Raw genomic sequence first — 23993 nt, 5'->3', positions numbered from 1 at the left:
CGGAAAAAGCTGACTACTGTCAGAAATACTAGGTTTGCTTACCGTTTGTCGGGAAGTCGATAGAAATGACTGAACAGTCAGCTCAGCGTGAGGCTGCATTTTTGTTGAGCAGAATGGGGGATGAACTCGCCGCGCGACCCAGCGGGAGCAGACTCCCTCGTCATAGGTTGGGGTTCACCGCAGAGTCGACTACCCTGCGGCAGCGCCTACTGGGAAGCAGTTTCAGGCATGCAAACCCCGCCTCACGACCGTTCATCGCAAATACGTCCTTACCTGTAATTTCTGACAGTAGCCAACGCTCGCCACCTGCCCCTAAATAACCCAGAGCCTTTGCTTCCCACGCCCTGGAGTCTTCAGCATGCTTATTCAGCCCCCTCGCCTCCCGCCCCCCGAGACTCTGCGGCAACTGGAAATACCCGACCGTACGCAGCCGGCCCTGGATGGGGGGGTGTGGGGGATCAATATTGCCGCCGCGCAGTTGCTGGCGCCCGACAAGGGGCTGAAAGTCTATTGTCCACCTTGGCAACTTATGGGTTTAGGTGACCACATCGAGCTGCTGCTCGACGGTGTTCAGGTCGACCAGACCACCATCGTCAAGCCAGAGGATGTCGGCGAGCGTGTCACCCTGTATGTCCCGCCCCGGAAGTTCGCGACCGGGGCCTATACGCTGCAATATCGGGTCAAGGTATTCAGCCAGTCTCCGGAAACTTCGCTGCCTCCGGTCGATATCTTCGTCAAACTCGAGCAACCCGGCGGCAAGGATGAAAACGGCAGTGCCCCGGGGCATTCCGAGCTGAACATGTACATCGATCCGCGGATCATCAACGATGGCGTGGACAAGGAAACCGCCGAAACCGGCCTCGACATCATCATCAAGGCCAAACCCGGCAGCAGCAACCCGTTGCCCTACCCCAACATGGCCGTGGGTGACCACTGCAAATTGACCTGGGGCGGCTGGTTTGTGTATTCGCCACGGGTGACCCAGGATCACATCGATGACCCGCAAGGCCATCCACTGATCATCCATGTCGACAAGGCCACCATCCTCGACGCCGGCGATACCGATAGCCTGGCCGTAGCCTTTGAAGTACACGACATTGTCGACAACCGCTCCGAAGACTGGTGCGCCGAAGTGCGGATTGCCGTCGATACCGGCAACACGCGCCTGTCGCCTCCCATGGTCAAAGAGGCCTTCAATAGCATTGTGGACATGGACAAGCTGGGGGATGCGCCGCTGACCTTGCAAGTGGTGGTCGATGCGCCTGAATTCCGGATCGGTGATGTGATCATCGGCCTGGGCAAGGGCACCACGCTGGACGGCGAACCAATCAACGTTGTAGTCCGCGGCGAGCCGCTCATCAGCGTGGGCAACATCTACGAATTGGCCCTGCCAAGCGCCGACTTACGTTTGCTGGCCAAAACCCAGGCCGTGTTCAGTTATCGCGTGGAACGCAGCGGGTCTGATGATCGCTCCTCCAGCGGGCGCTTCGTCCGTATCATCGGAGAAACCCGACGCCTGCTCGCGCCGATTGCCGTGGATGCGCAACAAGGGGCACTCGACCCTGATCGGGTGTACACCACCGCCGTCATCCCCTTTGATCCGATGATGCAAGAGGGCATGGTCATCGTTCTGCGCTGGGTCGGCACCCGCCAGGATTTCGGCGTCTACGACCCGGAACTGGACTGGCACACCCTTAGCAAGGGCGATATCGACGACAAGGAACCGATCCCGATCATCGTCGAGGGCAAACACCTCAAAGCCATCAAGGGCGGTACGCTGGATTTGTTCTACGTGCTGATGGCCGAGGGCAGCGATGGAGGCATCATTCGGCGCGAGTCACTGCACCATGCTCTGTTGCGGGTGGGTGAACCGCTGCTGGAACTGGTCGCGCCCATCGTCCTCGGTGAGGCCGGCGGAACACTCGAACCCGACGACCTGCCCGGCGGTTCGAGCAAACTGACCGCCCCGGCGGCCGCCGAACCCACCAAAGCGGGTGACAAGGTCACCTATACCTGGCGCGGTTCGAAAACCGGCAAGACCAGCGACTCGGTGCCGATCAATTCGCTCAATGCCGGCAAAGCCATCGATTTCACCCTGAACCCGACCTTCGTCCAGACCCACATCGAACCCAATCGCGGCGGCACTGTGGACGCGATGTATGAAATCCTCAGGGTGGCGGCAGGCGCCACGCCGGAACGTGTCAGCTACTCGCGGACGTTGAATTTCACTGTCGGCGAAGCCGTGCTGCTGACCCGGCCGAAGGTTCAGCAGGCCGAGGCCGATGGCACTACCTTGCAGCCGATCAAGGCCGTGGAAGCCCTGACCGTCAACATCGATTCGCAAGACTTGCTGCTCAGCGATCTGCTCAGCGTGACCTGGACCGGCGCACCCGGCACCGCCGCCGGCGGCTCGCACACCACCCCGGCAAGACCCATCAGTGAAACCACGCTGACAATCGAACTGCCGGTCACCGTGCTGGCATTCAACCTGGGCAAAACCGTCACCGTGACGTACACCGTCACCCGCAACGGTGCGCCCCGGACCTCGTTGCCGCTGTTGTTGAATGTTGGCACCCTGCCGGACTCAAGCTTGATACTGCCGGTGATCATGGAAGCCGACGATGATGGCGAGGGCCAGGAGTTCAACGTAGGGAATCTGACCAGCAATGCCACCTATCGCATGGGCGTCTGGCCGTTGATTGCCACAGGCCAATATGTCTGGCTGCGTCTGAAAGGGACGAACGCTGATGGCAGCAACTACAACCTGCAGATCCATACGGCACCAGGCTCAATGGTCAGCGATAAGTGGCTCGAACAAGGTTATTACGAGCGGAGCATCGCCTTTGCAGGCTTGAGAAACCTTAAGGATGGCAGCCCGCTGACCATGGAGTTCAAAGCTGCGTTCGGCAAGAGCACGGATGAGAGCGAGGCAGTGGTCTTCCCTGTGCGCACTTACACGATCAAAGCGATTGAGGATGTGCGCCCCGACATTACCCGAGTGGAAGACTCCAAAGGGAATGAGATTCTCCCGGGTGCCACGACCTTTGACACCACGATCACGTTCAAAGGGAAAGGGGCTAAAGGTCAGCAAGTCAAGATCAAGGATTGCGCCATCGAGATAGGCATTGCCGACGTCGATCCGCAGAGTGGTGACTGGGTGTTCACGGCAAGGAATCTGAGCGTTGCCTCCCATAGCTTCACCGCCACTGCGCTGTATGGTAGTGGGGAAGTATCGGATCCGCCGCGAATTGTGGTCGTGGCGACTCGCTTAGTCATCGACACAAGTACGATGGTGTTGGATGGCATGAAGTTTATCCACAATTACGGCTGGCCATCCAAGGTCGTTGAAGGAAACGTCAAGTCACGCCTCCCGAGCGGAGGTCTTGCGCCTTACTTCTATCAGTCCGCCGACCCTTCTAGGGCATCTGTAGATGCTCAGGGCAATGTATCCGGACTCAAAAACGGGCAGACCGTCATTACTGTATCCGACTCTTCCGGGCAATCGGTGTCGTACAATGTGTTCGTGTCCAATGTATACCGTTTGGTACGCAACTGGACCTTGACCTCAGCTGCCGCAGCCGTTTCATGGATTCGCACACAGGGGGGCGCGTTCCAAGACGACATTTCTCATGGACTACTCATGTTTGCATTAGAAAAAAATTTCTATATGAATCCCGCGGGTTCCCAAGATGGCCCTCTCAAGCCCATCATCGTGCAGAGCAGCACCGAAAGCTTATCACCAACTTTTTTCACGAGCATTTATTACAACGGCGATCCCAACTATCTACCCTACTTGGCTTATACAAGAAATAGAAGCACGACGGTGGTAGCTTTCGGGCCTGACTCACCGCTGCCAAAAGGGGTAATTGCGTTCATCCCGACTTGACGTGATGCGCTGGTACGAAAAACGGAAATCCACGTTAGGCACCATCTCCTTGATGGGGTGCTTAGTACATGCTCATAAAGTTGGCGTTTTTCGATAGGTACAATTTATTAAAGAAGGTTATTGGCCGGTGTAACGTTTTCCCAGGAAAGTGTTACACCCTTCAATAGTTCTGAGCAAAGCTTTATCCGAGTACTTATCTCAATGACGTACCCCATGTCTTGGGCTGCGAAAAACAAAATGGAAATAAACGAATGCTCACAGCTATCAGTACCTTGACGGCATGCAGCTTGACTTTGTGTCAGGCTCTCTTGCCTTAAGAAACAACACGTTAAGTTATGCCGTAAAATTCAAGCTGTCGTTGGACTTTGCCAAGTTTGAAGAAACGGCCAATCGATACCTTCCCAACTATCTGCTGAACCCCATCAATGCCATTCGCCCAGAACTGGGTAGGCTGGCGTATCACCGTAGATAAAGGGTTGGATTTATTTAATGCCAATCGCGAGCAGACTCACGCCTACAAGGGGTCTTTGCCGGCCACTTAACCTGTGACCAACGCAGATCCCCTGTGGGAGCGGGCTTGCTCGCGAAGAGGCCAGAACTGTCAGCGCCTATTCCTTGGGCTCAACATTATCCAGCACCTGATTCACCGCCAACTCCCCCAGCATCACCACCTGCGCAATGCCCAACACCGTATTACGACCCGGCCCCTCCAGCGTGCCGGCGAAATCACCGAGCATGACCGTGGCCGAGGCCAGGGATTCGCAGGCGTTGGCCAGCAGGGATTCGGTGTCGGTTTGCGGGTTGACCAGGAACATGCTGCTGGGGGTGTAGGGTGTGGCCATGATTTGCGCGGGGGCCAGGTAGTGGTCGAGGGCGCGTTCGGCGGCTTCGTGGAGTTTTCTGGAGTTGAGGGATTCGTAGGGTGATAGCGGGTCTGTGATTGGCGGATTGGGCTTGGTTTCGGACATCAGTTGGAACTCCGATCGAGGCACTTTGGAAGAATGACTTCGTGTAGGAGCTGCCGCAGGTTCGGGCCGCGTTCGGACGATCTTTTGAGGTTGGTTTTAAAAAACAACATCAAAAGATCGCAGCCTTCGGCAGCTCCTACAGGGGATCGGGCAGTTAGTTCGGCACGCGGCGGCCGTCCAGTACCCGGTTGACCATCAGTTCACTGAGCATGATTACCTGATGCAGCATCAGCATCGCCCTGCGCTGCGAGTTGTCGACGGTGTCGCCGATATCGCGGGCCATGTCACTGGCGGCGGCTAATGATTCGCAGGCTTCGACGAGCAAGGTTTCTTCGTCCACGGTGGGGTCGATGAGGAAGATTCTGTTCGACTGGCGTGAGGGTGATGAAGGGATCGATATCTTCAGGGCGCCGGGGTTGAGGTAGAAGTTGATGGCGCGGTCGGTTGCCGCTTTTATCTTCTGCGGGTCGAGGGCTGGGTCGTACGGGATCGAGGTGTCTGGGGGGTTGGGTGTGGCTTTGAACATAGATGAAGCTCCAATTTGAAAAATGGGAACCATCACCCCTCGCTACCAAACGATGGGTGGCGGCCATGCGCGGGTTGGTAGACCGGTCGAATTGGCAAAACCCGGCGCTCACGAATGAGCCCCACGCATGACCACCATACAAAGCCGTCCTCAATAAGAGGCAGCATTTGGAGGTGTCGCAAGAACGACAATTCAAGACGGGCTACCAAACCCGATCACTGATTTTCAGTGACAGGGAAACGATATAGCCCGCCCCATAGCCGTGTAAGCCGGCGGATTCTGGCGTACGCGTAGGTAACGGCGCAAGGCGTTGTAGCCGTTATGGCGTAACGGTTCGTGTACTTTAAACGTGGTTGCGGGGGTATGTTTATGTGCGGGGTTTGCTCTGTTGTTTTGATTTTGTCTGGTAGGCCGCTTTCGCGAGCAAGCTCGCTCCCACAGTTGGAGTGCGTGCATTCAGTTGGGAGACTGGTCGGGTGGTAGGCCGCCGTCGCTGGCAAGCCAGCTCCCACCATTTGACCGAGTGCATCCAGTTGGGGATTGGTCGGCTGTGAGGTCGCTTTCGCTAGCAAGCTCGCTCCCACAGTTGGAATGAGTGCATTCAGTTGGGGATTGGTCGGCTGGTGGGCCGCCATCGCTGGCAAGCCAGCTCCCACCATTTGACCGAGTGCATTCAGTTGGGGATTGGTCGGCTGTGAGGTCGCTTTCGCGAGCAAGCCCGCTCCCACAGTTGGAATGCGTGCATTCAGTTGGGGATTGGTCGGGTGGTAGGCCGCCGTCGCTGGCAAGCCAGCTCCCATAATTTGACTGAGTGTATTCAGTCAGGGATTGGTCGACTGTGAGGCCGGTTTCGCGAGCAAGCCCGCTCCCACAGTTGGAATGCGTGCATTCAGGTGGGGGATTGGTCGGCTGGTAGGCCGCCTTCGCTGGCAAGCCAGCTCCCACCATTTGACTGAGTGCATTCAGTTGGGGATTGGTCGGCTGTGAGGCCGGTTTCGCGAGCAGGCCCGCTCCCACAGGGGAGCCTTGTTGTTCACAAAATGATGAGGACCCTAAATCCAATGTGGGAGCGAGCTTGCTCGCGAAGGCTGACTCACTGGCAACGCAGTTCTCCAGACAGAAAAAAACCCGCCGTCCCGACTGATCGGGGCGGCGGGTTTTGTCGTTTCAGGCCTTGATCACACCGTGTCCACTTTCAGCGAATGATCATTGAGCATGCCGCTGATGATCGTCGCCGTGTCGTGCCCGCCGGCCACCACCCCACCCGCCCCCGGGGTCACGCCGTAGTGGCTGGCGAGGTTGACGCCGGCAAGGTCGATGGTCTGGTTCGGCGTGGCGCCGGCCATGGCGCTGACGTCGATGCTGGTGAGCACCGAGGCGCCGCTGCCGGTGACGGTGAAGTGCAGGTAGTCGTCGAGCGAGGCGGTGGTGCCGTTTTCACCTTGCAGCAGTTGCGACAGATCGAGCTTGTCGGTGCCTGGGGTGAAGTCGGTGATCAGGTCGTGGCCGCTGTTGCCCTTGAGCCACTGGAAGGTGTCCGCGCCCGACCCGCCGGTGAGGGTGTTGTTGCCCATGCCGCCGATCAGCAGGTCATCGCCACCGCCACCGTTGAGGATGTCGTTGCCCAGGCCGCCGTTGATCACGTTGTTATTGTTGTCGCCAGTGAGGGTGTCGTTGAAGTTCGAGCCGACGAGGTTCTCGATCCCGGTCAGGGTGTCGGTGCCGGCCCCGAGGGTGTTTTGCGCACCGAGCAGGCCGAGGTTGACGGTGACGGCAGCGGTGGCGTGGGCGTAGCTGGCGGTGTCGCTGCCGGTGCCGCCGTCGAGCAGGTCATTGCCCTGGCCGCTGTAGAGCAAGTCGTTGCCCGCACCGCCGTGCATCTCGTTGTTGCCGGAACCGGCAGTCAGTACGTCGTTGCCGTCGCCGGCGTTGAGGATGTTGTTGCCGGTGCCCGCCACCAGAATGTCATCCCCGGCGGTGCCGGTGAGGGTGTGGCCGTCCTGATAGCTGATGCTCACATTGGCGGTGTCGCTGCCGCCATGGTTGTCATTGGCGGTGTAGGTGCCGTTGAAGTCCGGGGTAATGTCTTGCGCCCCGGCGTAGTTGAGGGTCATGGTCAGCTGATAGTTTTCCGCCGCGTTGGGGTTACCGCCGCCGGTGGGATCGGTGATGTTGGTGATGTGGATCTGATAGACGCCATCGGCCGACGCGGTGAGGGTTTGCCCGTCCGCCAGGGTTGTGTAGGCGCCACCGTTGATCGAGTACTCCATGGTGACGTGACCGGCCGCCAGGTTGTGATCGAGGTTGAGGGTTTCGCCCTGGCGCAGGTTGACGGTAATGCGGTCTTCATCGTTGGCGTTACTGTTGGTCACCGCACCGAGATAGCCACTGACCACCAGCACGGCAGTCATTGTCGCGGCGTTGGCACTGAACGAGTTACGCACGTTGGCCAGGTTCTGGTTGGCGGCGGTGTTGGCGTTAGTGCCGGTGAAGTTGATCGCACCGGTGCCGGTGAAGTCCGCCGCTTTCGAGATCCAGCCCGTGTTGAAACTGGTGGGCGTGGCGTTGAGCGTATCGCCGTTGGGATCGGTGTCATTGGCCAGCAACAGTTCGCCCGGCACGGCGATATTGCCCGACAGCACGTTGGTGATGACATGGTCGTCCACCGCCACTGGCGGCGAATTGGGGATCACTTTCACGGTCAGCGTCGAGCTGGCGAGGTCGCCGTCGTTGTCGCTGAGGGTGAAGCCGATGTTCTCGGTGATCACCGTAGTGGTGGTTTTTTGCGAGGTGTAGTTGTAGTCGCCGGTGTCGAGGTTGATCACCAGCGTGCCGCTGTTGTTGGTGGCGATACTCAGCGTGTTGTTCACCGTATTGAACGTGCCGTGGTTGGTGCCGCCGGATGCGGTCAACGAACCCTGGCCGCTGTTGGCGCGCGGGTCATAGGTGTAGGTGGTGCCGTCGACCACGATCGATTTGATGAAGCCGCCATCGGCGCCGAACGTGCCGCCCTCGCCCAGCAGCGAACCGGTGACCGGCGCACCTTCCACAGTGCCCGACAGCACCGAGTTGAGCTGATTGAGGTCGGTGACCACCACCGCGTTGGTGTTGGTGTGGCTGATGCCGTCATAGGCCAGCGGATCAAGGTTGGCGTTGCTCACGCCGCTGCCCAGGCCGATGGCGTAGTTCTTGATGTTGTTGGCATCGAGGAAGTTTTTCAGCGCGGCTTCGTCAGCGGCGTTGATGTCGCCTTCGTTGGGTTTGCCATCGGAGAAGAAGTAGCCGACGTTCTGCGCCCCGGTGAGTTTGCCCGAGGTGTTGAACGCGGTTTGCATCACCGCTACGGCAGCGTCGTAGTTGGTACCGCCACCGGCGGTGAGACCGGCGAGTATGGACTTGGCCGTCGCCACATCCACCCACACCGAAGTCCGGTCCGTGGCGCTACTGCTGAAGGTGACGAGTTGTACCTTCACATCGCCGAGGTCATCGTATTTGTCGAGCAAGGCACTGATGGCCTGCTTGGCCAGCGCCAGCCGTGACAGCCCCGGTACACCGGACGCGTCGGCCATACTGCCGGAGATGTCGAGGACGATCAGCAGGTTGGAATCGATCTCCACCGCCGCCACCGAGCGATCCGACGCCACGGCTTTTGGCACGTCATCAACGATGTTGACCACAAGGGTGCTGGTGGTGCTGTTGCCCAGCGCATCGGTGGCTTTGTAGGTGAAGCTTTCGCTCAGGGTGTTGGCGCCGTCGTTGGCGTTCGGCGTGGTTTTCGGCGCCGAGGTCAGGGTGTAAGTGTAGGTGCCGTCGGCGTTGAGCTGAATCTGCCCGTAAGTGCCGGTGGCGCTGCCGACCAGGGTGTAGGTGATCGCCCCGCTGCCGCCGGTGACCGCGCCGACCAGTGTGCCGCTGGCGGTTTCGCCGGTGTTGCTCGGGTCGCTGCCGGTGACCGTGCCAGGGGCCAGATCCTGGCCATCCTTGGTCAGGTCGAGGGCTTTTTCATAGACCGTCACGTCCTGATCCACCGATGCAATCAGTTTGCTGTCGGCGACGTTGATGGTGATGGTGGTGGTGCTTTCATCGCCATCGGAATCGCGCACGGTGTAGGTAAAGGTGTCGGTGGCACCCGGCGGGCTGACGGAGTTCGGATTGCTGTGATACACGGCGTTGCCCGCCGCATCCAGGGTCAGGTAGCCGTAGGCGCCGTTGATGTTGCTGTTGAGGCCGCCGATCGCCGAGGTCGCGGTGTTGCTGCCGGCGCGCACGCCGACCACGGCTCCGCCCGCCGCGGCGCCATCGGCACCAGTGACGTCGTTGCCGAGCACGCTGAGGTTGACCGTACCGCCCTCCGCCACTGAGCCGGTATCGGCGTTGGCAGTCGGCAGGTCATCGATGATGTTGACGTTGATCTGGCCGCTGGCGGTGCTGCCATCGGTGTCCGTCGCGACCACGTTGAAGTTTTCGGTGAGGCTATTGGCGCCGTTAGCGGTCGGATGATTTTCGTTGTCCACCAGCGTGTAGCTGTAGCTGACCACGCCAGTCGCCGGGTTGTAGCCGGTGACGGTGAACGTGCTGCCCAGCGGCGACACCACCGATTGCGGGAAGCCTGCGGCGACCCCGTTGGTCACTACGGCAATGCCACCGACGGTGAGGGTTTGCAGTCCATCCAGGGCCGTGACGGTGAAGGTACCGCTCTGGGTCAGCGCCGGGGTGTTGGGGCTGGTGCCGTCACTGAGGTTTTTTTCGTAGACGGTGAGTTCGCCGCCATTGACGTCGAGGCCGTTGAGCACCACCGGATCGTCGTTGTTGTGGATGTTCAGCACCAGGTTGGCGGTGCTGGTATCGCCATCGGCATCGGTGAGCGTGTAGGTGAATGTTTCGGTGCCGTTTCCACCGCCGTGCAGCGCGTTGAAATCGGCGTCAGCCGGGTTAAGCGTATAGGTGTAAGTGCCGTTGGCGTTGAGCACCAGCGTGCCGTAAGTCCCGGTGAACGTACCGGCAGTGATCGGCCCGGCATTCGGCCCGGTCGCGACCACATCGGCGCCTTGCACATCATTGGTCAGCACGTTGCCGGTCAGGGTCAGCTGGGTTTCCGATGCGCTGGTGGCGTTGCTGTCGTTCACGGCTTTCGGCACGTCATCGACGATGCTGACGACGATAGTGCTGGTGACGATGTTGCCCAGCGAATCGGTGGCCTGATAGGTGAAGGTTTCAGTCAGGGCATTGGCACCATCGTCGGCATGCGGCGTGGTGGTTGCCGGCGAGGTCAGCGTGTAGGTGTAAGTGCCGTTGGGGTTGAGCACGATCTGCCCGTAGTTGCCGGTGGCACTGCCGACCAGCGCATAGCTGATCGCGCCGACCGCACCGGTGACTGAACCGACCAGCGTCCCGGACGCGGTTTCACCCGTATTGGTCGGGTCGCTGCCGGTGACGGTACCGGGCGCCAGATCGGCGCCGTCCCTGGTCAGGTCGAGGGCTTTTTCGTAGACGGTGACGTCGGTGTCGCTGGTCGCGTACAGCTTGCTGTTGGCGACATCGATGGTGATGGTGGTGGTGCTTTCATCGCCATCGGAATCGCGCACGGTGTAGGTGAACACATCCACCGCACCGGGGCCGTTCACGGCATTGGGGTTGCTGTGATAAACCGCGTTGCCGTTGGCGTCCAGCGTCAGGTAACCGTAGGTGCCATTGATGTTGCTGTTGAGGCCGCCAATGGCCGAGGTCGAGGTGTCGGAGCCGGCGCGCACGCCGACTACTGCACCGGTTACGGCCGGGCCATCGGCGCCACCGATGTCGTTGTTCAGGACATTGCCACTGACGGTGCCGCCCTCCGCCACCGAGGCGGCGTCAGGGTGGGCGCTGGGCAGATCATCGACGATGTTGACGTTGATCTGGCCGCTGGCGGTGCTGCCGTCAGTGTCCGTAGCAACTACGTTGAAGTTCTCTGTGATGCTGTTGGCGCCGTTGGCGTTCGGATGGGTTTCGTTGTCGACCAGGGTGTAGCTGTAGCTGACCACGCCGGTCGCCGGGTTGTAGCCGGTGATGGTCAGCGTGCTGCCCAACGGCGTGACGATCGATTGCGGAAAGCCTGCGGCCACACCACCGGTGACGACGTTGATGCCGCCCACGGTCAGGGTTTGCAAACCGTCGAGGGCAGTCACCGTGAAGGTGCCGCTCTGGGTCAGGGCCGGTGCATTGGGACTGGTGCCGTCGCTGAGGTTTTTTTCGTAGACGGTGAGTTCGCCACCATTCACATCAAGACCGTTGATGATCACCGGATCGTCGTTGTTGTGGATCTGCAGCACCAGGTTCGCGGTACTGGTATCGCCGTCGGAATCAGTGAGGGTGTAGGTGAAGGTTTCCGTGCCATTGCCGCCGCCGTGCAGGTTTTTGAAGTCGGCGTCAGAGGTGTTCAGCGTGTAGGTGTAGGTGCCGTCGGTGTTCAGTACCAGGGTGCCGTAGGTGCCGGTGAAGGTACCGGCGGTGACGGGGCCACTCGGCACGCGGTCGGCGCCTTGGACGTCGTTGGTCAGGACGTTGCCGGTCAGGGTCAACTGAGTTTCTGAAGCGGTGCCGGTGTTGCTGTCATCGACCGCTTTGGGCAGGTCGTCGATCACGTTCACATCAAGTGTTGCATTGGCAGTCGTGCCGTTGTCGTCCACCACGGTGACAGCGAACTGCTCAGGCAGGTTGTTCGCACCGTTGGCATTAGCGTGAGCTTCGTTGTCGACCAGGGTGTAGCTGTAGCTGACGACACCGGTGCTGGCGTTGAAACCCGTGATGGTGAGCGTGCTGCCCAAAGGTGTAGTCACCGATTGCGGGAAGCCTGCGGCCACACCGTTGGTGACCACGGCGATGCCGCCGACAGTGAGCGTGGTGACGCCGTCCTGCGCAGTGATAGTGAAGGTACCGTTTTGGGTCAGTGCGGTGGAATCTGGCGCGCTGCCGTCGCTGAGGTTTTTTTCGTAAACGGTGAGCTCGCCGCCGTTCACGTCCAAGCCGTTGATGATCACCGGATCATCGTTGTTGTGGATCTGCAGCACCAGGTTCGCAGTGCTGGTATCGCCGTCCGAATCGGTGATGGTGTAGGCGAAGGTTTCGGTGCCGTTGCCGCCGCCGTGCAGGTTTTTGAAGTCGGCGTCAGAGGTGTTCAGCGTGTAGTTGTAGGTGCCGTCGGTGTTCAGTATCAGGGTGCCGTAGGTGCCGGTGAAGGTGCCGGCGGTAACGGGGCCACTCGGAACGCGGTCGGCGCCTTGGACGTCGTTGGTCAGGACGTTGCCGGTGAGGGTCAACTGAGTTTCCGAAGCGGTGCCGGTGTTGCTGTCATCGACCGCTTTGGGCAGGTCGTCGATTACGTTCACATCGAGTGTCGCATTCGCGGTGGTGCCGTTGTCGTCAACCACGGTGACGGCGAACTGCTCAGGCAGATTGTTGGCGCCGTTGGCCGTCGGATGGGCCTCGTTGTCGACCAGGGTATAGCTGTAGCTGACGACACCGGTGCTGGCGTTGAAACCCGTGATGGTGAGCGTGCTGCCCAAAGGTGTAGTCACCGATTGCGGAAAGCCTGCAGCCACACCGTTGGTGACCACGGCGATGCCGCCGACAGTGAGCGTGGTGACGCCGTCCTGCGCAGTGATGGTGAACGTGCCGCTTTGGGTCAGTGCGTTGGCATCCGGGGCGCTGCCGGTGCTGAGGTTTTTTTCGGAAACCGTCAGTTCGCCGCCCTCGACATTCAGCCCGTTAATCACCACCGGATCGTCGTTGTTGTGGATCTGCAGAACCAGATTGGCGGTGCTGGTATCGCCGTCCGAGTCGGTAATGGTGTAAGTGAAAGTTTCGGTGCCGTCACCACCGCCGTGCAGGTTTTTGAAGTCGGCGTCAGAGGTGTTCAGCGTGTAGGTGTAGGTGCCGTCGGTATTCAGTACCAGGGTGCCGTAGGTGCCGGTGAAAGTGCCGGCGGTGACGGGTCCGGTGGGGACGCGGTCGGCGCCCTGGACATCGTTGGTCAGGACGTTGCCAGTGAGGGTCAGGAATGTCTCTGAAGCAATACCGTTGCTGTCGTCCACTGCCCGCGGCACGTCATCGGTGATATTGACGTCGAGGGTACCGGTGGCGGTGTCGCCATTGCTGTCGCTCGCAACGACAGTGAACTGCTCGCTGAGCGAATTCGCGCCGTCACCGGCCGAATGGGTTTCGTTGCCGTTGAGCGTGTAGCTGTAGGTCACTGCGCCGGTGGCCGGGTTATAACCGGTGATGGTCAGGGTGCTACCCAATTGCGTGGTGATCGACTGCGGGAAACCGACCGGCACACCGCCCACGATGACGCTGATGCCGCCGATGCTCAGACTGGTCAAACCGTCTGGTGCATTGACGGTGAAGCTGCCGCTCTGGGTCAGCGCTCCATTGTTGTTGGCCGAACCATCGGGCAGATTGGCTTCGTTGACCGTCAGTTCGCCACCCTGCACATCAAGACCGGCGAGCGTGACCGGATTGTTTACCGGCGGAGGTGGCACAACGATTGGCGCTGCGTCGTCATTACCATTGTCGATGACTGCGTTACGCCGCTCTTCGGGAAACTCGGGAATACCGTTGAAACCGGCGGTCGGGAAGCCGATCACCGGATCCACTCGCCCACCGACTTCCGTCAGCAGGACAAAACTGTGGCCGCCACCCAGTTCACCTGGCGCGCCGCCCGGCGCATTCGGGCCAGCGGCGGTGGCTTCTGCCGCTTTGGTCGGGTCTTCACCGGCAGCGATGGCTTTCTGGATCTGCTCGACGTCAGTCAGCTGTGCCTGGCTGGGGGTCAGCGCTTCAGGGGAATCGACATGCACCGCCTGATTGGCCAGCAGTTGCCCGGACAGGGTCATGCTGCTGTCGCGGCCCAGGGTCAAGTCGCGGCCATTTTGCAGATGAACGGCGACGGCGCCTTCTGCCCCGCTGATCAATTGATCGCCGGCATACACGCGGTCACCCTCGACCAGCGCGCGGCGTGTGCCGTCGGTGCCCTGCGCAAAAACCTGACCAATGACTTTAGTGACGGTCCCGATGAGCGTTGCCATGTGAAATTCCTCCGCTGCCGACCACCGTCGGCACTGGTTCGCGAAGCAGCCCATGGCTCAATCGGGTTGCCGAAGTGACGCTCGCACCTCGACAGTTCGTTTCGCAGGTCACGCAAACAAGGAAACTTCAGTGCTTTCAGGCACTTCGCAATCCTGATCGTTGCAGCAGCCCCACTAACGCTACGTAACGGTGGTGAATCACCCGAGTGACAAAAATCTGTCGCTCATCTGCCGCTACGCGTCCCTCCCCTTCAGCAGTACTTCGCCGTATGTCGCAAAGTGAATGGAACTTTCCTCAAGCCTTTTTGTGCTCCCTAAAGCGCATGAAACAAAGGCTTTCGCCGTGAACAATGTGCCGGTTTTCGAGAACCGCATAAGTTTTTTTCGGCATAAGCCTTATGAAAATTTTTTCTTAGCTACGCTTCAGGATGTTCTTAGCTCTGTTGTTACAAGAGTGAAACGCTCACACCTCAAATTATCGTCAAATATTTGGCGACAGTAACGCACCATCAGGACCAGGGAGATGCACCCCATGCGCGTACTAACCCCCCTCTGCAGCGCGGTTTTGCTGGCCATGGCTTGCACTTCCCAAGCCCAGGCCATGAACCTGACCGAGGCGATCCAAAGCACGATCGCCACTCACCCGGAACTCGCCTCGCGCGTGGACGCCAGACTGTCGGCCGATGAACAGGTGAAAGTCGCCAAAGGTGGCTTCTATCCGTCCGTCGATTTGAATGCCGCTTACGGACGCGGTTACAGCGACAACACCAACACCCGGGCCTTCGGTAATCACCACACCGAAATTCTCAACTACACGCAGTCCGAGCTGCGTCTGCGGCAGATGCTGTTCGACGGTTTCAACACCGCCAACGAGGTCGAACGCACCAAGGGCGTGTCCAATTCGCGGGCCTATTACGCACAAGGCACCGCTCAGGATCTGGCCCTGCGCACCATCGAGGTCTACCTCGAAGTGCTCAAGCGCCGTGAACTGGTGACGCTGGCCAGGAACAACCTGCAAGCGCACTTGCGGGTGAATGATCAGATCGGCCTGCGCACCGAGCGCGGCATTGGCAGTACCGCCGACTCCGATCAGTCGGTGGCCCGTAAGGCGCTGGCGCAGAACAACCTCGACACCGCTGAAGTCGATCTGGCCGACGCCGAATCGAACTTCTACAGCGTGGTCGGACGCATGCCCGATGAGCTGGAAACGCCGGCCTCGACCCGTGGCGAACTGCCGACCCAATTGCGTGAAGCCCAGCAGAGCATGGTCGACAACAATCCGTACCTGAAGTCCGCCCAGGCTGACGTGCAATCGGCCGAGAGCCAGTACGAAGTCGCCAAATCGCCGTTCTACCCGCGCTTCGACGCCGAAGCCGCCGTCGGCGCGAATAACAACGTGCAAGGCGATGAAGGCCACGACAACGAATGGCGCGTGGGTGTGGTGATGAACTACAACCTGTTCCGTGGCGGCAGCGACAAGGCCCGATTGGCCGCCAATGCCCACGACATCAATCAGGCGATGGACATCCGCAACAACGCCCTTCGCCAACTCAACGAGAACATCCGCCTGGCGTGGAACGCCATGGAAAACGCGAAGAAACAGACCCCGACCGCCCGCGAATACGCCGAGACCACAAAGCGTGTGCGCGCGGCCTATCAGGATCAGTTCGGTCTCGGCCAACGCACCCTGCTCGACTTGCTCGACAGTGAAAACGAGCTCTACAACGCCAACCGCCGCTACACCGAAATCCGTTACACCGAGGAATACTCGATGTACCGCGTGCTGGCGAACATGGGCCAGTTGCTGAGCAAACAACGGGTGGTGCTGCCAGCAGATGCGATCGCCGCGACCGAGGTGAAAAACGAAGCGCGCCTGCCTGAGTTGAAGTAAGTCCCACGATCCATTGTGGCGAGGGAGCTTGCTCCCGCTGGGTTGCGCAGCGACCCCAAAGATTTGAGCAGCGATGAGATCCATGGGGCTGCTGCGCAGCCATCGGGGATAAATCCCCTCGCCACAGGTTGGACCAGTCATTACAGGGGCGATCAATATGACCAGCATGGCCGAAGGCGGACACACCGGGATCGATCCGCGGCTGAGCTTCGATGACCCGTTACTCGACGGTCTGTTGATCCTCTGCAAACTCCACGGCGCGATCGTCAGTCGCGCCAGCCTGAGTGCCGGGCTGCCCTTGAACAAGCAACGCCTGAGCCTGGACCTGCTGCCCCGTGCAGCGGCCCGGGCCGGTTTGCAGGCGCGCCTGTTGCGCCGCGAACTGAAGGATATTTCTGCGCTGAATCTGCCGATTCTGCTGTTGCTCAAGGACGGCCGCACCGCCGTGCTGCGGCGTTTCGCCGACGACGGCAAGGCGCTGATCCTGCCCAGCGAAGCCGATGGCGGCGAGCAATGGGTCGAGCGTGAAGAACTCGCCGAACACTACAGCGGCCAGGCCTTGTTCGCCCGTCCGCGCCACGAACTCGAAGACTTGCGCTCACCGCTGGTGCCGCGGGTCCACGCCTGGTTTCGCGACACCCTCAAGCTGTCGAAATGGCTGTACAGCGACGCGATCCTCGCCAGTTTTCTGATCAACCTGCTGGGCCTGATGGTGCCGCTGTTCGTCATGCAGACCTACGACCGCGTGGTGCCGAATCAGGCCACCTCGACCCTGTGGGTGTTGTCGATCGGCCTGCTGATCGGCACCGGTTTCGAACTGGTGCTGCGGGTGGTGCGCGCGCACCTGCTCGATACCGCCGGGAAGAAAACCGATGTGATCCTTTCCGCGACTTTATTTGAACGCATCACCGGCATGTTGATGAAGGCCCGGCCGGCGACCATCGGCGGCTTCGCCCAGAGCATTCATGACTTTCAGGGCCTGCGCGAATTCCTTACTGCGGTGACCCTGACCAGCCTGATCGACTTGCCCTTTGTGGCGTTGATGCTGGTGGTGATCGGCCTGCTCGGCGGCTGGCTGGTGGTGATTCCGCTGCTGGCGTTTCCGCTCACGATCATTTTTGCCCTGGCAATTCAGGTGCGTCTGCGTGACACCGTGCAGAAAAGTCTGAGCCTCGGTGCCGAACGGCAGGCGCTGCTGATCGAAACCCTCGGCGGCCTGGAAACCCTCAAGGCCTGCAGCGCCGAAAGCGAGCGCCAGCACAAATGGGAAAGCACCCACGGCGCCCTCACCCGCCTCGACAGCCATGCGCGCAACCTTTCGGCGCTGGCGACCAACGGCACGCTGTTCATCCAGCAGTTCTCGGGGATGGCGACGATTGTCGCCGGGGTCTACAGCATCATCGCCGGCAACCTCAGTGTCGGTGCGCTGGTGGCGACCTACATGCTCGGCAGCCGGGTGCTCGCGCCGCTGGGGCAGATCGCCGGGCTGATCACCCGCTACCAGCAAGCGCAACTGACCATGAAAAGCACCGACGCGCTGATGGGCCTGCCACAGGAGCGCGACGGCAAGCAGCGGCCCCTGGAGCGCACGCAGCTGCAAGGCGCGCTGGACGTCAGCGGCGTGACCTTTCACTACAACGGCCAGAATGCGCCGGCGCTGAGCAACATCAGCTTCAGCATGAAACCCGGCGAAAGGATCGGCATCATCGGTCGCAGCGGCTCGGGTAAAAGTACCCTGGCGCGATTGGTGATGGGCTTCTATGAGCCGGAGGAAGGCCAGTTGCTGCTCGATGGCCTCGATCTGCGGCAACTGGATGTCGCCGACCTGCGTCAGCAGATCGGTTATGTCGCCCACGACCTGCCGCTTTTGGCCGGCAGCCTGCGCGACAATCTGACCCTCGGCGCGCGCTACATCAGCGATTCGCGCATGCTCGAAGTCGCTGAGCTGACCGGCGTCACCGAACTGGCCCGGCAGCATCCGCAAGGTTTCGACCGGCCAGTGGGCGAGCGCGGGCAGTTGCTCTCCGGCGGCCAGCGTCAGGCGGTGTTACTGGCCCGAGCGTTGCTGCTCGACCCACCGATCATGCTGCTCGATGAACCCACCAGCGCCATGGACAACAGCAGCGAAGACCTGCTGCGCCAGAAGCTCCACGGCTGGGTGCAAGGCAAGACCCTGCTGCTGGTCACCCACCGCACCTCGATGCTGAGCCTGGTGGACCGGTTGCTGGTGCTGGACAACGGCCGGGTCGTCGCCGACGGCCCGAAAGAAGCGGTCATCGATGCACTGCGCAAGGGCCGCGTCGGCTCGGCGGCGGTTTAGTCGATGCAACGCAAACCTGTGGCCACCTAGTGTCTGTGGCGAGGGAGCTTGCTCCCGCTTGGGTGCGCAGCGCCCACAAGATCTTTGGGGCTGCTCCGCAACCCAGCGGGAGCAAGCTCCCTCGCCACAAGTCGGATTGGCTTGGTTTCTCTTGATTGAGGGGTATCGCCGCATGTCAGCTTCATCTTCGAAAGAGCGCGGCTACTTCGACAGTTTCGGCAAAAGCGCCGAAGCCGAGTTCATGCCGGAAACCGCCGGCGCTTCATTGCTGGATTCGCCGCGCTGGTCGCGGATCACCGTGTGGCTGGCCGCGGCGCTGCTGGTCAGTGCGCTGGTCTGGGCCAAGTTCGCGGTGCTTGAAGAAGTGACCATGGGCGAAGGCAAGGCGATTCCATCAAGCAAGGTCCAGGTGATCCAGAACCTGGAGGGCGGGATCGTCACCGAGATTTTTGTCCGTGAAGGACAAATGGTGAACAAGGGCGACAAGCTGTTGCGCCTGGATGACACACGCTTCCTGTCGAACAAGGGTGAGAGCGAGGCCGATCGTTATGCCCTGACCGCGCAAGTCGAACGCCTTTCCGCCGAAGCCGAGGGCCGTCCGTTCAAGCTGTCTGACGAGGTGATCGCCAAGGCGCCACAGGTCGCCGAAGACGAGCGCGCGCTGTACGACCAGCGCCAACGGCGTCTGGCCAGCGAACAACGCACCCTCACCGAACAGCTGCGGCAGAAGACTCAGGAACTGGCGGAGTTCCGCTCCAAGCAAGGCCAGTACAGTTCCAGCCTGGCGCTGCTGCAGCAAGAGATGAACATGTCGGCGCCACTGGTGGGCACCGGTGCGGTGTCGCCGGTGGAGATCCTGCGACTGAAACGCAGCGCGGTGGAAATTCGCGGTTCATTGAACGCAACGACACTGGCCATCCCAAGAGCGGAATCGGCAATCAACGAGATCAAGAGCAAGATCGACGAATCGGAACAGACTTTCCGTTCCGACGCCGCCAAGGACCTCAATCAGAAACGCACCGACCTGTCGAAAATCACCGCGTCGAGCATCGCCATCGACGACCGCGTCAGCCGCACCACCGTGACTTCGCCGGTGCACGGGGTGATCAAGCAACTCAAGGTCAACACCATCGGCGGCGTGGTACAGCCGGGCAGCGACATGGTGGAAATCGTGCCACTGGAGGACAACCTGCTGATCGAAGCCAAGGTGCGTCCGCAAGACGTCGCGTTCCTGCATCCGGGGCAGAAAGCCATGGTCAAGTTCAGTGCCTATGACTACACGATCTACGGCGGGCTGAGCGCGAAACTGGAACTGATCGGCGCCGACACCATCACCGATGACAAGGGCAACAGCTTCTACCTGATTCAGGTGCGCACCGATAAAAACCACTTGGGCGGGGATGCGAAACCACTGCTGATCATCCCGGGGATGGTGGCGACGGTGGACATTATTACCGGGGAGAAAAGTGTGCTGGATTACCTGCTCAAACCGGTGCTCAAAGCCCGGACCGAGGCGATGCGTGAGCGGTAGGCATTGTTGGGATTTGCGGTGATTGTTCTGGCGCCTTCGCGAGCAAGCCCGCTCCCACAGGTGATCGCATTCCTGCTGGAAGAAACCGATTGTGGACGTTGTTGGGATTTGCGCTGATTGATCCGACGCTTTCGCGAGCAAGCCCGCTCCCACAGGTGATCGCATTCCTGCTGGAAGAAACCGATTGTGGACGTTGTTGGGATTTGCGCTGATTGATCCGACGCTTTCGCGAGCAAGCCCGCTCCCACAGGTGATCGCATTCCTGCTGGAAGAAACCGATTGTGGACGTTGTTGGGATTTGCGCTGATTGATCCGACGCTTTCGCGAGCAAGCCCGCTCCCACTTTTGGAATGCATTCCTGCTGGAAGAAGCCGATTGTGGGCATTGTTGGGATTTGCGGTGATTGATCCGACGCTTTCGCGAGCAAGCCCGCTCCCACTTTTGGAATGCGTTCCCCTGTGGGAGCGGGCTTGCTCGCGAAGAGGCCGGTACTGGCAACAACTATCTGTCGCCATGATTGCGCTGAAAAACTTCCTCCCCCATCGCCGCAATCTGCCCCTCGATCAACGCTTCGAACGGCTTGAGCAACGGCGCAAACGTCGTCGGTGCTTCAAGGGTTTCCAGCGCCTGTACAATCGCCTCAATGGTCGACAACGCCCCCGGCCCCGGTGCCTTGCGCAAGCGGTAGCGCGACACCCCGCCCTGCGCCAGCGTCACCCGTGGCAACGCCGCCAGCAGCGGATTGAGATGGAGCATCTTGCGCGCCTTGCGCCAGGTGCCGTCCGGCACCACCAGCAACAACGGTTCAGCGGATTCGCGGTAGGCCTGCAGCGGCTGCGCATCGTCAGCGGGAAACAGCAACCGCGCCTGATACCCCGGCTGACTCAACAGCGCCGGCAGATCCTCGAACACTTCCCCGACAATCAGCTCGGCATTGGTCAAACCCAACGCCGCCAGTCGCGCGGTGTTGAGCGCGTGATTGACCTCGCTCGGGTGCTGCAACAGCAGCACTCGGGTGCGGCTGTCGAGGCTCGGGATCAGCGGGCACAGGCAGTGGGTTTGTGGGCGCAGGCAGCGCGGGCATTGGGGTCTGGACATCGTTCTTAAGCCTGATTGAGCTGTGCTTTGAGCAGATCACGAAAAGTCTGAATCAGCGGCTCGCGGCTGCGGCCGCGACGCATGATCATCGAGAACGGCGCCTGATAGCCGAAGGTCGCCGGCAGCAACACGCGCAGGTCGCCCTTGTCGGCCCAGGCCTGGGCGTAGTGCTCCGGCAGGTAACCGATGTAGGCGCCGGAGAGCACCAGAATCAGCTGCGCCTCCATACTTTCCACGGTCGCCGCGCTGTGTTTGAAACCGTGGCGCGCCAGTTCGGCCTGACTCCAGTAACCACGGCCAACCATGCGTTGCTGGGTGATGACCTGCTCGGGGATCCGCCGCTCGTTGAACAGCGGATGCCGGCTGCTGCAATACAACCAGTGCTGCTCGCGGTACAGCGGCATGTACACCAGACCGCTCATGCGTGTGGAAAACGCACCGATCGCCAGATCGAGGCGGTTGTCCTGTACACCGAGTTGCAGTTCGTAGGGACTCATCACCGACAGGTGCAAATGCACCGCCGGGTGTTCCTGACTGTAGGCGCCGATGGCTTCGGCGAACGGCAGGGCCTTGTCACTGACGGTGGAGTCGATCACCCCGAGGTTGAGCGTGCCGCGCAATTCGCCCTTGAGCGCGGCGGCGTATTGCTCGAAACCTTCGAGCTCGGCCAGCAGGCGCAGGGTTTCCTGATGGAACAACTCACCCTTGCTGGTCAGGCTGAACCCGCCCCGCCCGCGATGGCACAGCACCAGACCGAGCGCGGCTTCGAGCTGGCTCATGTAGGTGCTGATCGCCGAGGTCGACAGGTTGAGCTCCTGCTGCGCGTTGGCAAAACCCTGATGGCGAACCACGCTGACGAAGATGCGCAATAGTTTCAGGTCGGGTAAAGCGTTGGCCATGTCTACTCCGGGCTTTGGAACTGCGTTGTCTGTTGCCCCCCTCACCCCAGCCCTCTCCCCGAGGGAGAGGGAGCTGATCTCCAGGGCTTTCAAATCCTGAGTTCGACTCGATTTTTCAGGTCGATGCAGATTCCGCTGACAACTCTGTCGGCCCCCTCTCCCTCCGGGAGAGGGTTGGGGTGAGGGCAGCAATGTTCAGCCAGGCATGAATCCCGAAACCGCAGAGTCTAATCCGCCCGCCCACATTAGTTTAGAAAAATCTGAACTAAGTTTTTGCCCGTAGCGATTCTTCCCCTCCACTACATTTCGCAGAATCGGCCCCACAGCGGCGTCCGAAACTGTGTTCAACGGTGCGCCGACATAAATAAAACAAAGACGATGAGGCCCTACCCGTGGACAAGATTCTTCACCAACCACTGGGCGGCAACGAAATGCCGCGCTTCGGCGGCATCGCCACCATGCTCCGACTCCCCCATGTACCGACCGCTGCCGGCCTGGACGCTGCCTTCGTAGGCGTGCCCCTGGACATCGGTACTTCGCTGCGCCCCGGCACCCGCTTCGGGCCGCGCGACATCCGCACCGAATCGGTGATGATCCGCCCGTACAACATGGCCACCGGCGCCGCGCCGTTCGACTCGCTGTCGGTCGCCGACATCGGTGACGTGGCGATCAACACCTTCAATCTGCTCGACGCCGTGCGCATCATCGAAGAAGCCTACGACAACATCCTCGAGCACAACGTGATCCCGATGACCCTGGGTGGCGACCACACCATCACCCTGCCGATCCTGCGTGCCATCCATAAAAAGCACGGCAAGGTCGGTCTGGTGCACATCGATGCGCACGCTGACGTCAACGATCACATGTTCGGCGAGAAGATCGCCCACGGCACGACCTTCCGTCGCGCCGTCGAAGAAGGTCTGCTGGACTGCGACCGCGTGGTGCAGATTGGTCTGCGCGCGCAGGGTTACACCGCTGACGACTTCAACTGGAGCCGCGATCAGGGCTTCCGCGTCGTACAAGCCGAAGAGTGCTGGCACAAGTCGCTGGCGCCGCTGATGGCCGAAGTGCGCGAGAAAGTCGGTGGCGGCCCGGTGTACCTGAGCTTCGACATCGACGGTATCGACCCGGCCTGGGCGCCAGGCACAGGCACCCCGGAAATCGGGGGTCTGACGACCATTCAGGCGATTGAAATCGTACGCGGCTGCCAAGGCCTCGACCTGATCGGCTGCGATCTGGTAGAAGTCTCGCCCGCTTACGACACCACCGGCAACACCTCGCTGCTGGCCGCCAACCTGCTGTACGAAATGCTCTGCGTACTGCCTGGCGTGGTCCACCGCTGAGGGTTCGGCCATGAACGAACGTGATCAGGTGTTGCAAGCGGCTGCCGATCTGGTGTCCGCCTTCGCTCGTAACGATCGCGAAGCTTATTTCGGCGCGTTCAGCGCCGATGCAAGTTTCGTGTTTTACACCCTCGAACAGCCGCTGCTGTCGCGCGATGCCTATCAGGCCTTGTGGGACAGCTGGCGTGCCGAGGATGGCTTTGAAGTGCTGTCGTGCACTTCAAGCAACGCCTTCGTCAGCCTGCAAGGTGACGTGGCGGTGTTTATCCATGACGTGGCCACCGAGCTGCGCATGCAAGGGGAGCAACATTTCAGCCAGGAGCGCGAGACGATTGTTTTCAGGAAACAAGCGTCGAGCCTAGAACAACAAGGCCATTGGCTGGCCTGCCACGAACATTTATCCGCCATGCCGGAAGGGCTGCCATCCCCTTAGCCAAACAGGTGACGCCTCACACACGATGAGGCGCGC

The 23993-nt window shown here is 60.5% G+C and carries 11 protein-coding genes; 6 read left to right on the top strand and 5 right to left on the bottom strand.

Annotated elements, in window-relative coordinates; translation table 11 throughout:
• Positions 1–358: 358 nt before the first annotated feature.
• Positions 359–3886 carry a hypothetical protein gene (locus ACS4NR_RS01790; protein ID WP_456018952.1) on the top strand — a complete coding sequence of 1176 codons (3528 nt, stop codon included), beginning with the start codon at positions 359–361 and terminating at the stop codon, positions 3884–3886.
• Between the two features lie 608 nt (positions 3887–4494).
• Here ACS4NR_RS01790 and ACS4NR_RS01785 read toward each other — a convergent pair.
• From ACS4NR_RS01785 to ACS4NR_RS01775, 3 genes are all read right to left on the bottom strand, one after another.
• Entirely contained in the window at positions 4495–4854 is a 360-nt protein-coding gene (locus tag ACS4NR_RS01785) for a DUF6124 family protein (RefSeq protein ID WP_456018951.1), read from the bottom strand.
• Positions 4855–5008: 154 nt separating this feature from the next.
• A complete protein-coding gene (locus ACS4NR_RS01780) occupies positions 5009–5380 on the bottom strand; it encodes a DUF6124 family protein (protein WP_456018950.1) in 372 nt (123 codons plus the stop codon).
• A gap of 1178 nt (positions 5381–6558) precedes the next feature.
• Positions 6559–14442, bottom strand: a complete 7884-nt coding sequence (locus ACS4NR_RS01775) for a retention module-containing protein (protein WP_456018949.1) — start codon at positions 14440–14442, stop codon at positions 6559–6561.
• A 532-nt stretch (positions 14443–14974) separates the two neighbouring features.
• Here ACS4NR_RS01775 and ACS4NR_RS01770 point away from each other — a divergent pair.
• From ACS4NR_RS01770 to ACS4NR_RS01760, 3 genes are all read left to right on the top strand, one after another.
• Positions 14975–16333 carry a TolC family outer membrane protein gene (locus tag ACS4NR_RS01770; protein ID WP_095138606.1) on the top strand — a complete coding sequence of 453 codons (1359 nt, stop codon included), beginning with the start codon at positions 14975–14977 and terminating at the stop codon, positions 16331–16333.
• Between the two features lie 157 nt (positions 16334–16490).
• The gene (locus tag ACS4NR_RS01765; RefSeq protein WP_456018948.1) at positions 16491–18653 is read left to right on the top strand and encodes a type I secretion system permease/ATPase; all 2163 of its coding nucleotides are present in this window, start codon (positions 16491–16493) and stop codon (positions 18651–18653) included.
• Positions 18654–18825: 172 nt separating this feature from the next.
• A complete protein-coding gene (locus ACS4NR_RS01760) occupies positions 18826–20184 on the top strand; it encodes an HlyD family type I secretion periplasmic adaptor subunit (RefSeq protein ID WP_456018947.1) in 1359 nt (452 codons plus the stop codon).
• A gap of 501 nt (positions 20185–20685) precedes the next feature.
• On the opposite strand, the gene ACS4NR_RS01755 is transcribed toward ACS4NR_RS01760, so the two are convergent.
• Positions 20686–21282: a tRNA-uridine aminocarboxypropyltransferase gene (locus ACS4NR_RS01755; RefSeq protein ID WP_456018946.1), complete on the bottom strand. Its 597-nt coding sequence runs from the start codon at positions 21280–21282 to the stop codon at positions 20686–20688.
• A gap of 5 nt (positions 21283–21287) precedes the next feature.
• A complete protein-coding gene (locus ACS4NR_RS01750) occupies positions 21288–22181 on the bottom strand; it encodes a LysR family transcriptional regulator (protein WP_007956593.1) in 894 nt (297 codons plus the stop codon).
• A gap of 392 nt (positions 22182–22573) precedes the next feature.
• On the opposite strand from ACS4NR_RS01750, the gene speB reads away from it, so the two are divergent.
• Positions 22574–23524 carry an agmatinase gene (gene speB / locus ACS4NR_RS01745; protein ID WP_003222717.1) on the top strand — a complete coding sequence of 317 codons (951 nt, stop codon included), beginning with the start codon at positions 22574–22576 and terminating at the stop codon, positions 23522–23524.
• A 10-nt stretch (positions 23525–23534) separates the two neighbouring features.
• Positions 23535–23957, top strand: a complete 423-nt coding sequence (locus tag ACS4NR_RS01740; RefSeq protein ID WP_095138602.1) for a YybH family protein — start codon at positions 23535–23537, stop codon at positions 23955–23957.
• The last annotated feature ends 36 nt before the right edge of the window (positions 23958–23993 follow it).

This window comes from Pseudomonas sp. JQ36, assembly GCF_053851495.1.
Note: the sequence above shows the minus strand (reverse complement) of the source record. Positions and strands in the feature narration are given on the sequence as shown.